Source organism: Amycolatopsis sp. NBC_01488 (assembly GCF_036227105.1).
GTDB lineage: Bacteria > Actinomycetota > Actinomycetes > Mycobacteriales > Pseudonocardiaceae > Amycolatopsis.
Genome location: NZ_CP109434.1, coordinates 9,413,346 through 9,426,463, shown reverse-complemented (window position 1 = coordinate 9,426,463; position 13,118 = coordinate 9,413,346). Strand labels below are relative to the sequence as shown.

Genomic DNA, 13,118 nt, shown 5'->3' with positions numbered 1-13,118 from the left:
GAACTCTATGTCCCTCAAGGTGACCCTCACGGCACTACCGGTGCGTCAGACGCCGGCGGTGCTGCGGATCCAGCTGCGGCTCGACGCGATGCTCGCGTAGTTCTGCGTGCCCTGCGGGTTCGAGCCGGAGTTCGAACCCGTGGAGCACACCCCGACCTGGGCGCCGTTGTAGAGCTGCGGGCCGCCCGAGTCGCCGTGCCACGCCGAGCCGTTGACGCCCTGGCTGGCGATCGCGGTGCCGCCGAACGCGTCCGAGCTGAGGCCCGTCACGCGCACGTTGGCGGTCTTGAGGGTGCTCGACGGCGGGCTGCTGCCCTGGGTGCGGCCCCAGCCGTAGATCTGGTTGGTCGACCCGGTGGGCGGGTTCCCGGTGCCGAGCTTCATGTACGTCGTGTTCACCGCCGTCGTCAGGTGCAGCAGCGCGATGTCGCCGTTGGGCGAGGCCTTCTGCTGGTCGACGTTCGCGTTCGTGCCCTGCTGGAGCGTCACGTTGCCGACCTTGACGTGCATGCCCGGCGAGTTCAGGCAGTGCTGCGCGGTGAGCACCCACTGCGGGGCGATGATCGTCCCCGAGCACTCGAAACCGCCGTAGGTGGTGACGTTGTTCCAGTAGATCTGGGCGCCCCACGGCGCGGAGGAGACGGTGCTCCCGCCGATGATGTCCTGCTGGGCGTCCGCGACCCCCGCTGAGACCATGCCCAGCACCGCGGCGGCAGCACCCACCACGGCAACAGCCCTCGACATTCGCATGAAAATGCCCTTCGGCCAGGTGATCCGGATGTCGGCCCCGAAACCGGGCGACGAGGACAAAAGTAGATTCGGTGGCAGGTTCTCAGGTACCTACCGAAGTCGGTAACTCGCCGACGGCGCCCGCCGGTCCTCGCCCGGGAAACCGGTAACTAGAGTTCCGCGCATGGGGGAACACACGGCAGCGCCTGACTCCGTTCACCGGAAGCAGCAAGCAACGGGCGGTCTGCTACTACCGCTTCTCGACGGAGATGACCGCGCCCGCGCGGTGATCAGCTCTCCGCCGGTTTGGTCCACGCCACCTGCACGAGCCCGGTCCCGTGCCGCCGGGACACCAGCGTGCCCCGGCCCGGCGGCTGCGGCGACGGCTTGACGTCGGCCAGCAGCGCGCCCTCGTCCTTCGTGCCCGACATGATCAACCCGGGCGAGCCCAGCTCCCGCAGCCGCTGCAACACCGGCTCGAACAACGCCCGTCCGGCGCCGCCCGAACCGCGCACGATGATCAAGTGCAACCCGATGTCCCGCGCCTGCGGCAGGAACTCCAGCAACGGCTGCAACGGGTTCCGCCCCACCGTTGCCACCAGCTCGTAGTCGTCCACCAGCACGAACAGCTCCGGCCCGCGCCACCACGAGCGGTTGCGCAGCTGGTCCGGCGTCACCGACGGGCCCGGCAGGCGGTTGCGCATCGCCTGCGCGCACTCCGTGATCAGCTCCGTCAGCTTGCCCTCGGCGCCCGCGTAGCCCAGCAGGTGCGGTTCCGGCACCGCGCCGAGCAGGCCGCGGCGGTAGTCCGCGACGATGATCGCCGCCTCGTCCGGGGTGTAGGCCGACGTGATGCCCTGCGCCAGAGCACGCAGCAACGAACTCTTGCCGGACTCGACGTCGCCGAAGGCCACGAAGTGCGGGTCCGCCGCGAAGTCCAGGTACACCGGGCGCAACGTCGATTCCGCGATGCCCAAGGTGACGTGGCGGGACGGGGCCGCGGGGAGCGTGTCGAGGGGCACCTCCGGCGGCAGCAGCCGGACCTTCGGCGCGCGCGGTCCCTGCCACGCGTTCGAAATCCGCCGCACGAGGTCGACGCCGCCCGCGCCGATCGTCTCCGGGCGCTGGTCGCCGTCGATGCGGGGGAGCGCCGCCAGGAAATGGAGCTTCTCCGCCGTGATGCCGCGGCCGGGGCGGTCGGCCGGGACGTTCACCGCGACCTTGCGGTCGATGGAGGAGTCCATCGGGTCGCCGAGACGCAGCTCGAAGCGCGTGCCGATCGCGTCGCGCAGCTGCGCGCGGACGCCGATCCACTGGTTGAGCGAGACGATCACGTGGATGCCGAACCCGAGCCCGCGCGCGGCCAGCCCGGTGATCTGCTCCTCCAGCTGCTCGTACTCCTGCCGGATCGTGGTCCAGTTGTCCACGAACAGGAACACGTCGCCGAACTCGCGCCCGTCGGTGCTCTCGGTGAACTCCGAACGCCGCTGGCGGAACGTCGTGATCGACTCGATCCCCTGGGCGGAGAAGAACTCCTCGCGCTGCTCCAGCAACGTCGTCAGCTCGGCGACGACCCGGCGGCAGCGCTGCGCGTCACGGCGGGTGGCGTACCCGGACGTGTGCGGCAGCCCGGCGATCGGCGCCAACGCGCCACCACCCATGTCCAGCACGAACAGCTGCACCTCGGCCGGGGTGTGGGTCAGCGCGAGCATGCCCGCGATGTCCTTCATCAGCGTCGACTTGCCGCTCTGCGGCGCGCCGACGATCAGTGCGTGCCCGCCCGCGCCGGAGAAGTCGGCCCACAGCATGTCGCGGCGCTGCTCGAACGGCTTGTCCACCAGCGCCACCGGGATCGTCAGCTTCCCGTTGCCGCCCCAGCCGAGCGGGCACAGGCCGCGCGCGGCGTCCTCGCCCAGCGGCGGCAGGAGCTGCTCGAGCGTCGGCGGTTCGTTCAGCGGCGGCAGCCAGATCTGGTGCGCGGCCGGCCCGCGGCCCTCCAGCCGCGAGAGCATCGCGTGGATGATCGTCTCGCCGGTGCCGTCGGCGGCCGGGGTTTCCGAGATCTCGGTCGTCACCGGGATCTCCACCGGCGCCAGGGAAAACGGCAGCACGCCCAGTTCCTGCCCGTCCTCGCGCACGACCGTGCTGCGTGGCGGCAGCTCCCCGGAGACGTACGCGGCCTTGAGCCGGATGAGCGTGTCGGTGTCGGACTTCAGGTACGCCGACCCCGGCACCGGCGGCAGGTGGTAGGCGTCGGCGACGCCGAGCACGGTCCGGCTTTCCGACGCCGAGAACGTCCGCAGGCCGATCCGGTACGACAGGTGCGAGTCGAGCCCGCGCAGCCGGCCCTCCTCCAGCCGTTGGGACGCCAGCAGCAGGTGGATGCCGAGCGAGCGCCCGAGCCGGCCGATCGCGACGAACAGGTCGATGAACTCCGGCCGCGCGGACAGCAGCTCGCTGAACTCGTCGATGATCACCAGCAGCGACGGCAGCGGGTCGAGCGGGACGCCGTCCGCGCGCGCCTTCTCGTAGTCGCGCACCGACGCGTAGTTCCCGGCCGCGTGCAGGAGTTCCTGGCGCCGCAGCAGCTCGCCGTTGAGCGCGTCGGCCATGCGGTCGACGAGCGCGAGGTCGTCGGACAGGTTCGTGATGACGGCGCAGGTGTGCGGCAGCCCGGTCATCCCGGCGAACGTCGCGCCGCCCTTGAAGTCGATCAGCGCCAGGTTCAGCGTCTCCGACGAGTGCATCACGGCCAGCGCCGTCACGAGCGTCCGCAGCAGCTCGCTCTTGCCGGACCCGGTCGCGCCGATGACCAGGCCGTGCGGGCCCATCCCGCCCTCGGCCGACTCCTTGAGGTCCAGCTCCACCGGCCGGCCCTCCGGGTTGACGCCCAGCGGGATCCGCAGCCGGTCGCGGGCCGCGCGCGGCGCCCACGTCACGGTGGTGTCGGTGTCGCGCGGGTCCCCGATGCCGAGCAGCCCGGCCAGGCCGAACGTCGACGACATCGGCTTCTCGCCGACGACGGCGGCCGGGGTGTGCAACGGCGTCAGCATCCGGGCCAGCGCCTCGGCCGCGCCGCGGTCCAGGACGTCCGGGCGGCCGAGGAACCCGAGCCGCTGCTCGGTCGCGTCGCCGACGACCATGCCGAGGGAGTCGGGTGCGGTGTGCAGGCTCAGCAGCCGTTCGGTCGAGTACGTCCGCGGGTGCTCCTGCCCGATCTCGAGCACCGTGACGCCGAGCCTGCCGTCCTCGCCGAGCAGCCGCGGCTCGCCCTGGGAGGTGCCGCCGTCGACGACGACGATCAGGTGGGGCAGGTCCAGCTCGGCCGCCGCGCGACGGCTGAACGCGGGGCGTTCGCCGAGGTCCGCACCGAGCAGTCCGGCCAGGCCGGCCACCGAGTCGGCGGCCAGCCGCCGCGCCCCGACGGCGTCGCTCGCGCCCGCCGCCGTCGCGTGCGGCAGCCACTTCGCCCATTCCCAGTCGTGCCGGCGGTCGGCCGAAACGCAGAGCGCGACCCGCAGGTCCGCGGGGGAGTGGAAGGTGACCAGCTGGCACAGCAGCGCCCGCGTCAGGCCGAGCACGTCCGGGCGCCGCCCGGCCACGGTGACCGCGGCGAACGAGCGCAGCGACAGCGCCACCGGCAGGCCGTCGACCGTCGAGTAGGTGCGGATGAAGTGCTTGAGGCTGGTGGAGCACACCGGGTCCAGGTCCTCCAGCGGCACGGTCTGCGGCGCCTTGAGCGGCGTCGCCAGCCGCTGCGGCCCGGTGCCCGCGCGCACCTGCGCGAACTGCCCGTCGGTGCGCCGCCGGTCCCACAGCTTCCCGGTCTCGACGTAGGCCCAGAGGTCGGCGGGATCGGGCTGGACGGCGACCATCGCCGCGCGCTGGCCGTCGGCGATGTCCCGGACCTGGGCCCGCAGGCCGGAGAGGTAGCGCTGGTAGTCGCGGCGCTCGTCGTTGATCTGCGCCTTCTTCGCCATGCCGCCGCGCCCGAGCGACATCACGACCATGCCGCCCATGGCGCAGACGAACAGGGCGCCGAAGATGTAGGTCATCACGCCGCCGTCTCGTCCGATGTAGACGAACGACATCGCGCCCATGCCGAGCATCATCGGCAGGAACATCATCAGCTGCACCATCCCGCCGGACGAGCTCTTCGGAAGCATCGGCGGCGACTGCAGCACGATCTCGGAAGGACGCTCGGGCGGGATGCTCATGCTTCTAGGCTCCAGCGGATCGGAAGGGCGCTGACCGGTATTTTGGCCACTCGCCGACCCGGCGCGGTGGGTACTTTTGCCGTCCGCCCGCTTCCGGGGCCGAACCTACGCTCTGCCGAGCAGCCACCCGCGGAAGGAGAGCCATGGCCGGCGAGTACCGGGCTGAGCCCGAGGCGATGCGCTCTTCCGTCGGCAACGTCGGCGGCATCATCGCCCACGGCATCAACGCGGTGTCCGACCTCGAGCGCCTGGTCGTGCAGCCGATGTCGTTCGCGGGCTTCGGCAGCGCCGTCGCCGCCGCGAACGCCGCGCTGCACTCCGGCCAGGTCACCGCCGTCCGCACGCTCCTGCAGCTGCTGCAGCAGGTCAACGGGCTGGTCAAGGCCAGCGCCGACACCTATCAGGCGGCCGACCAGGCCACCGCGGCCGGCTACGGCGGCGGGCACGACGGGTCCGCGGCACCCACGTCGTCGATCTGGGGCAGCTCGCACGCCTCCGAGCTCGCCACCCTGGCCGTCAACGACAGCGCGGGCGCCCACGGCGAGCCGTCGTCGGTCGGGAACGTGCTGCGCTACCTGGGGGACGCGCGGCTCGGCAGGCTCGGCGACCACCCGATCACCGACACGCGCTTCCACGGCGTCGCCGACTTCAACGACTGGCTGGCCGGCGACGCCGACAACCAGGCGCGCGTCGGGCTGATCGAGGTCTACGCCGGCACCGCGCGCACCTTCTCCGACGTTCCGGGCGGCGTGCACAGCGGCGACGTCGTGGTCGTCGAGCCGCTGCTGTTCTCCGACCGCCGGCCGGTCATCGGCGTCGCCGGCGACGGCGGCCGCCTCTACAACCACGGGCTCCTCGACGCCCGCATCAGCGGGCTGGCGAAGGTCAGCGTGTACCGGCCCGCGTCCGTCGTCTGATCGTCCGCTCCTTGAGAACCTGCGAGGTCCGATGCTGACTTTCCCGAACTCCAGCGCGATGGACGCGACCGCGTCCTCGGGCGGGCCGATCACCATCCTGCCGCAGATCGTCACCGGCCAGCCCGAGCAGATCGCGAAGCACGTCGTGGACCTGGTCCGCAAGGCCGAGCAGTTCCTCAGCATGTACAACGAGCTGACCAAGGCCGCCGACCAGCTCGGCAAGATCTGGTCGGGCGCGGCGAGCGAGTCGGCGCTGAAGAAGATCGGCGACTCCCTGAAGCAGCTCGAGACGATCATCACCGTCGTGCAGAAGGGCGCCGAGCTGCTCGGCGTCTCCGGCACGCTGATCAAGACCGCGCAGGAGGCCTACCGCGCGGTGGTCTCGGCGGTGAACCCGACGGTCGCCGCGCTGATGTCGAACTGGTGGACCTACGGCGCGGCGGTCGCTTTGTCGACCGCGACGAGCGCGTCGCTGCGGGCGTTCATCACCTCGATCGGCGCGCTGCTCAAGGCGCTCGGCGCGGTCGACCTCGCCCAGCAGGTCACCCAGCTCGCGCAGGCCATCGGCGAGATCGAGAAGCTGTTCCACCACGACTCCGGCAGCGCGGGCGCGACGACGCCGTCGATCGGGACCACCCCGGTCACCGCGCCGCAGGCCCCGCCGTCGGTGGCAAGCCCGGCCGGGCAGCAGGTGGTGGCGGGCGGGAGCGGCGGGGGGATCCCGCAGCAGCCTTCGTTCACCGACTACACCCCGCCCGCGCTCGCCACCGGCGGCGGTTCCGGCACCGGCACCGGCACGGGAGCGAACGGCGCTTCCGTGCCGGTGACCGCCAACGGGACCCCGCTGGACCCCTCGAACAGCTGGATCCCCGTCGACCACGCTTCGACGGCGCCGGCCACCGGTTCGGTTCCCACCACCCCGGCACCGGCTCCCGCTCCTGCGCCGGGCGGTGCGAACGAGGTCACGATCCACACCAACCTGACCACCGGGGAGTCCACTGTGGAGGCTCCGGGCGGCCGGGACTTCGACCTCGACATCGCGCTCGACTACAACGGCCAGCACTTCAGCCAGCACGTCGGCTACGACGCGGCCGGGAACTAGCCCATGTGGTCCTCGGGGGTCGTCGACGCGTCGGGCGTGGTCAGCTCCATCCTGTCCGGGTACCGGCAGATCCTGGCCGAATGCCAGCGACGCGTCACCGGGGATCCCGGTGCGCTCAGTGCCGCGTCGCAGCGGGTCGCCACCCAGGCCTCGACGGTCTCGGGCAAGGCCCGCGAAGTCGACGAGTCCGCGACGACCCTGCACGCGGACTGGGACGGCGATGCCTACACCGCGTTCGCGACCGCGGCCCGGAAGCTAGGCGAAGAACTCACCGACGCCGCCACGAAGCTCGACGACCAGGCGAAACGGCTTTCGACCGCGTCCCAGCTGGTCCAGTCGGCGAAGTCCGCCGTGGACTCGGTCATCGCACAGTTCGACCAGTACGCCCAGCAGTTCACCGCGCAGGCGCGCGCGGTGAACTCCGGCTCGGTCGGCGCGTTCATCCAGGCCGCGCGGCAGCTGGGCGAGCAGAGCGTCCAGGCCGCCCGCCAGGTCGTCGACGAGTTCTCCGACGCGCTCGCCGAGCTGTTCCCGCCCGAAGGCGTCGGACGGCTGGAGCACGAGCTGGGCAAGTGGGCCCGCGGCCCGCTGCACTGGCTCAACGGCGAGCCGCTCGACGGCCGGAAGCGGCCGCGGACCGTGCCGTCGTGGTTCGGCAACTCGGGCTGGAAGAAGCTGACCTGGGACGGCCTCGAAGGCACGCGCGCGCCGAAGAAGGCGGACACGCCCTTCGGGCAGCCGGAAGCCGAAGGCGTGAAGGAGAAACTGGCCCGCAACACCGAGATCACCTACGCCAAGTTCCAGCACGAGCAGGACGGGCTCGACCCGGAGTACGACGGGAAGATCACGTCGAAGGGCTGGGACGTCGGCGCGTCCGGGCACGCGGAACTGGCCGCGGTGCACAGCGAGCTCGAAGGCAAGCAGGAGTGGGGGGTCGCCGAGGCGCACGCCAGGGCTCGGTGTTCGCGGGCGGCGAGGTCGGCGCGTCCGGCACGATCGGCGCGCACGGCGTCGGCGCGCACGCGAACGCTTTCGTCGGCGGGAAGGTCGAGGGCGAGGTCGCGGCGGACGTCGCGGGCGTCGGCGTCGGCGCGAACGGCACCCTGCAGTACGGCCTCGGCGCGCAGCTGGACGCCCAGGCCGTCTACGACGCCGGCCACCTCAAGGTCAACTTCAAGGCGGGCGCGGCGCTCGGTCTCGGCGCCGGGGTCGGCGCGAAGATCGACATCGACCTGCCCAAGCTCGGCCACACGATCGGTGAGTACGGCGGGGCGGCCGCGGACTACGTCGGGACCGCGGCGCACGACGCCGCCAACGCGGTCGGATCCGCTTGGGACGACGCCGTTTCGTACGTGGGGCTGTGATGACGCTTCCCCTCGACTTCGTCATCCCGGACGGCTGGACCGCCGTCGACCCGGGCGACTCGGGCGCGGTGTTCGTCGCCGTGCACGACGCTGCACCGGGCGAGTTCGTCCCGAACATCACGGTGAGCGTCCAGCAGCGGCCGGACGATGCGTCGATCGACGCCATCGCGGAGGAAGCCGTCGAACGCCTTTCGCGCACGCTGGCCGGCCTGGAAGTACTGAGCCGCCGCGACGTCGGCGCCCCGGCTGCGCCCGGCGTCATGCAGCTGCTTCGCTTGCGCACCGGCGAAGGCGACGAGCTGATCCAGACCCAGGTGCACCTGACGGTTCCCGGCCCCGCGCCGGCGGACCGGCTGGTGCTCGAGCTCGCCTGCACGGCCGCGCCCGCGACCGCGCGGCGGCTCTCACCCGGTTTCCAGCGGTTCGTGGGCAGCGTCCGCGTCCGCCAGCACGAAGGGATGCAACAGTGACCGATCCGTACGCGGTGCCGGACATGGACGAGCTGCTCGCGCAGGTGCGCAAGCAGACCGAGGAGGTCCAGCGGATCCAGCGCACGGTCGAGGCGATGGAGGTCAAGGCGCACTCGCGGCAGAACGAGGTCACCGTCACCCTCCGCGGCGACGGGCGCTTCACCTCGATCGACATCGACCCCCGCGCGATCCGCGAGTACGACGCCCGCACCCTCTCGGAAATCGTGCTGGAGGCGGTGAACGCCGGGCTGCAGAAGCTCGCCGAGGCGTCGAACGCGAAGTTCGCCCCGGTGATCTCGGCCGCGAAGAACGTCTGATGACCACCGCTTTGACGGGCACGACCCGGCGGGTCACGGTGGTGACGCCGCGGGCCCGGGTCGACGTCGCCCTGCCGCAGCAGTCGACGTTCGCAGAGCTGGTGCCGCAGCTGGTTCGCCTGGCCGGGGCGGCCGGGCAGGCGTCGGCCGAGCACCCGGGCTGGGTGCTCTCGCGGCTCGGCGGCGCGCCACTGGCGCTCGGCCTGAGCGTCGCGGCCGCCCAGATCCGGGACGGCGAAGTGCTTCACCTGACCCCGCGGGAGCGCCCGCGGGGTCCGCTGCTGTTCGACGACGTCATCGACTCGATCGCCAGCGTCGCCGATTCCTCCGGTGGCTGGGGCCCGTCGGTCGCGCGGCGGTCCGGGCTGGTGGCCGCGGTCGTCCTGCTGCTGGCGGGCGGCTTGCTGGTGCAGGCGGCGGCGGCCGGCAGCGTCCTGGCGCCGATCGGGACCGGGCTACTGGCCCTGGTGCTGCTGCTCGGCGGCGGCGCGCTGAGCCGGGCGTACGGAGACGCCGAAGCGGGCGCGGCCGGCGCGGCAGCCGGGGTCGGCGTCGCGCTGCTGGCGGGGATGTCGGTGCTGCCGCCGCACCCGCTGTTTTCGCTGTCGGCAGGCCCGTTGGCGGCGGGCTTCGCGGCGGTGACGGTGTACGGCGTCCTGGCGGCGGTGTCGGTGGCCGACCGGCTGCCGTGGTTCGTGGCGATCACGGGCGCGGCCGGCTTCGGCGCGGTGACGACGGGCGTGGTCCTGCTGGCGGGCGTCAAGCCGGTGGCGGCCGCGGCGGTGGTCGCGGTGCTGGCCACGGCGCTGGCGGCGGTGGCCCCGATGCTGGCCCTGCGCCTGGCCCGGCTGCCGCTCCCGCGCGTCCCGGACGACATGGAGGCGTTCCGCGCGGACGAACAGCCGTCGCTGGGCACGGAGCTGATCGGCCGGACGTCCCGCGCGCAGGCGGTGCTGACGGGGCTGCTGGTCGGCCTGGGCCTGGTGGTGCTGGCGGCGTCGATCGTGCTTTCCACGGGTGGGCCTTGGGAAGCCGGCCTGGCCGGGGTGCTGGGCGTGGCCTGGATCCTGCGATCCCGCTCGTACGCGGGCCGCGTCCAGCGCCTCGTCCTGGTCGCGTTCGGCATCCTCGCGCTGGTGTGCGCGGGCGCCTGGCTGGTGGCCTCGGGCAACCGCACGGTGGTCTTCGCGGCGGGCGGCGCGGTGGTCCTGGCGGCGGTGGTCTGCCTGGTGTACGCGACGCGGGTGGCGCGCGGGCTGCGTTCGCCTTACTGGTCGAGGCTGTTGGACGTTTCGGAGTTCCTGGTGCTGCTGGCGCTGGTGCCGTTCGTCGGCATGATCGCGGGGGTGTACGAAGCCGTCCGCGGCTGAGCCATGGCTTTCAGCTGTCCAAAGCCAGCGGGAGTGTCTGCCGCACGGCCGCGCCGTGCCGTCCGTGCAGCGGGACCACCGGAATCCCCGGCGACGGCACCGGGACACCCGGCCGGGCCCCCACCCGGATGGTCACTTCGGCCTTCTCCCGCCCGCCTGCCGTGCGCGTCAGCGTGTACGACGTCGCCGTGAAAGCCGCTCCGGGAACCGAGAAATCCACCACCCGGGACGACCGGGGCCGGAAGCACCTCTGCGTCCCGTCGCCCCAGACCCAGGACTTCCACCGGTCCGGCGGCCCGGACGCGGGCCCCTGAACGCCCAGCGCCACCCGAAGCTCCTTCGCCAGCTCCCCCGCCTCGAGCACAGTGCTCTGGTACCCCGCCTCGGCCAGCGCCCCCATCAGGCTCAACGCCGCCGACGCCGTGCTCCGCAACGCCCCGAGATCGCCACCGCCGCGAGCCACCGCCGCGATCGGTGCGAGGTCCGGGCGGTACCGCACCGCCAGCCAGCGGACCCGGAGCACCTGGTCGCCTCGCGGGATCGCCCACGTCAGCAGCTGGGCCGACGCCAACGGCACGTCCGTGCGCGCATAAGCCGCACGCAGGGCGTCCACCAACGGCCCGGGCGCTCCCGGGCCCTGCGTCAGGCGCACCAGCGCGCTCCAGCCGCCGTCGACCTCGGCGACGCCGAAGCGGTTGCCCGCGCGGTCGACGTGCTGGCGGACCTTCACCGGCCCGGCCACGCTCAGCAGCGGGTCGGGGCTGTCGCGGCGCGTGTCGTGGCGCCGCAGCCGGAACGCCGTCCAGGTCAGGGCCCAGCCCGCCAGGTGCCGCCCGGCGAAGCGCACGGACGTCAGCAGCACGACCAGCCCGGCCGCCACGCTCACCCCGATGCGCACCGGCTGCGAGACGGTGCCGACCATCCACGCGAGCAGCGCGGCGATGCCCGCGATCTCCCACAGCGCGGCCTGCAGCGGCCGGATCGGCAGCAGCCAGGGCAGCGGCGCCGACGCGGGCCGCGGCGGTGCCGGGCGCACGGCGCCGGCGGTTTCGACGGACACGGGCTCCCCTTTCCCCGGGCTTGCGACGCTACTGCTTCCCCGGATACCGCGTGGGCGTAAAAATTACCCTCGCCGCCCCCGCAGGCGCGGCTTAGCATCGGCCGCTCGGGAGGACGACGCACACAGCCGGGGGGCACCACGCGTGTGGACGCAGCGGGACCAGATCCAGGCGTACCAGTTCCTCCGGCGCAGGCTCGTTTCCGCACTCGTCGCGGCCGACGCCAACCACCCCGTCTCGCCCAGCCGCCGGCTCGTGCTCGGCACCGTGCTGGGGCTCGTGGCCGCCCTGCTCGTCACGGCCGTCTTCGGCATCATCGGCCTGCTCAACCCCTCCGGCGGCAAGGACTGGCTGGCCGGCGGCAAGGTGATCGTCGAGGAGGGCACCGGCGCCCGGTTCGTGCTCGGCGCCGACGGCGTCCTGCACCCCGTCCTCAACTACGCCTCCGCGCGGCTGCTGGCCGGCGGGAACGGCGATGCCACCGTGTCCGTCTCCTCGGAGAACCTCGGCAAGGCCGGCCGCGGCACGCAGATCGGCATCCCGGGCGCGCCCGACTCGCTGCCCGCGGCGGGCGCGCTCGTGAGCACGCCGTGGACGAGCTGCAGCCGCACCACCCAGGACGCGCCGGCGTCGGCCGAGCCGCGCACCGCCGTCCTGCTCGCCGCGCCCGCGTCCGGCGTCGAGCTGCCGCGCGACCAGGGCGTGATCGTCCGGCTCCCGCAGGGCGACCGGTTCCTGCTCGACGGCGGCCGCCGCTACCGGCTGTCCGACGAGGCCGCGACCGCGCTGCAGCTCGACAGCTACCCGACGATCGCGGTGTCCTCCCGGTGGATCGACACCGTCCCCGCCGGACGTGACCTGACCGCGCTGCCGGTCGACGGCGCGGGCGACCGGGGCCCGGCGGTCGGCGGCCGCGACACGCGCGTCGGCGAGGTCCTCGCCGTCGTGGACGCGATGGCCGCGCCCGGCTCCGCGACGTCGTACTACCTCGTCCGCCGCGACGGCCTCGAGCCGGTCGGGCAGACCGAGGCGAGCCTCCTGGTGACGACCGGCGCCAACGCCGCCGCGTACGAAGGGACGCCGAAGCCGCTCGAGGTCCGCGCCGCCGACGTCGCCGCCGCGCCGAAGGTCGCCGCTTCCGGGGCGGGCGGCGCCGACCCCGCGGCCTTCCCCGACCGCATCCCGGGCAAGGCGCCGATCACCGGCGGCTCGGTCGCGCTGTGCATCCAGGGCAGCCGGTTGCTCGTTTCGGCCGAATTCCCGCTTTCCCCTGGTGCCAAGGCAATCCAGGTCGCCACGAGGACCGAAGCACGGGTGGCGGACGAGGTGTGGGTGCCTCCCTCGGGGGGAGCCGTCGTCGTCGAGTCCGGCTCGGCCACCACGTACCTGGTGACCGACACCGGCCGGAAGTACCCGGTGGTGAACGCGCAGGCAGTGGCCTCGCTCGGCTACGGAAGCGTGGCGAAATCACCGGTCGCAGGTAGTTTGCTGGCATTGGTGCCGACGGGCCCCGCGCTGGACCCGGCCACGGCCGGACGGCCGGCTCCGTCGGGTGGAACGGGGTGAAAGTCGTG

General features: G+C 72.9%; 9 protein-coding genes and 1 pseudogene. 7 read left to right on the top strand and 3 right to left on the bottom strand.

Annotation, left to right across the window (positions count from 1 at the left end):
* Positions 1 to 45 precede the first annotated feature (45 nt).
* Together OG738_RS44200 and eccCa are read right to left on the bottom strand one after the other, a co-directional pair.
* Positions 46 to 750: a S1 family peptidase gene (locus OG738_RS44200; protein ID WP_442875853.1), complete on the bottom strand. Its 705-nt coding sequence runs from the start codon at positions 748 to 750 to the stop codon at positions 46 to 48.
* A gap of 269 nt (positions 751 to 1,019) precedes the next feature.
* Complete coding sequence (gene eccCa, locus OG738_RS44195; RefSeq protein WP_329050042.1) at positions 1,020 to 4,946, bottom strand: type VII secretion protein EccCa; 3,927 nt, start codon at positions 4,944 to 4,946, stop codon at positions 1,020 to 1,022.
* 143 nt (positions 4,947 to 5,089) lie between these two features.
* Between eccCa and OG738_RS44190 the strand changes: the two genes are divergently transcribed.
* From OG738_RS44190 to eccD, 6 genes and pseudogenes are all read left to right on the top strand, one after another.
* Entirely contained in the window at positions 5,090 to 5,863 is a 774-nt protein-coding gene (locus OG738_RS44190) for a WXG100 family type VII secretion target (protein ID WP_329050040.1), read from the top strand.
* 31 nt (positions 5,864 to 5,894) lie between these two features.
* Entirely contained in the window at positions 5,895 to 6,965 is a 1,071-nt protein-coding gene (locus OG738_RS44185) for a WXG100 family type VII secretion target (protein WP_329050038.1), read from the top strand.
* A 3-nt stretch (positions 6,966 to 6,968) separates the two neighbouring features.
* Positions 6,969 to 8,329 (top strand): annotated as a pseudogene (locus OG738_RS44180) (WXG100 family type VII secretion target).
* Entirely contained in the window at positions 8,329 to 8,799 is a 471-nt protein-coding gene (locus OG738_RS44175) for a hypothetical protein (RefSeq protein WP_329050035.1), read from the top strand. Before OG738_RS44180 ends, OG738_RS44175 begins: the two are co-directional and overlap by 1 nt.
* The gene (locus OG738_RS44170) at positions 8,796 to 9,116 is read left to right on the top strand and encodes a YbaB/EbfC family nucleoid-associated protein (RefSeq protein ID WP_329050033.1); all 321 of its coding nucleotides are present in this window, start codon (positions 8,796 to 8,798) and stop codon (positions 9,114 to 9,116) included. The genes OG738_RS44175 and OG738_RS44170 overlap by 4 nt, the downstream gene beginning before the upstream one ends.
* Positions 9,116 to 10,486 carry a type VII secretion integral membrane protein EccD gene (gene eccD / locus OG738_RS44165; protein WP_329050032.1) on the top strand — a complete coding sequence of 457 codons (1,371 nt, stop codon included), beginning with the start codon at positions 9,116 to 9,118 and terminating at the stop codon, positions 10,484 to 10,486. Before OG738_RS44170 ends, eccD begins: the two co-directional genes overlap by 1 nt.
* A gap of 10 nt (positions 10,487 to 10,496) precedes the next feature.
* On the opposite strand, the gene OG738_RS44160 is transcribed toward eccD, so the two are convergent.
* On the bottom strand, positions 10,497 to 11,546 hold the full coding sequence (locus OG738_RS44160) for a type VII secretion protein EccE (RefSeq protein ID WP_329050031.1): 1,050 nt from the start codon (positions 11,544 to 11,546) through the stop codon (positions 10,497 to 10,499).
* Positions 11,547 to 11,688: 142 nt separating this feature from the next.
* On the opposite strand from OG738_RS44160, the gene eccB reads away from it, so the two are divergent.
* A complete protein-coding gene (gene eccB / locus OG738_RS44155; RefSeq protein WP_329050030.1) occupies positions 11,689 to 13,110 on the top strand; it encodes a type VII secretion protein EccB in 1,422 nt (473 codons plus the stop codon).
* The last annotated feature ends 8 nt before the right edge of the window (positions 13,111 to 13,118 follow it).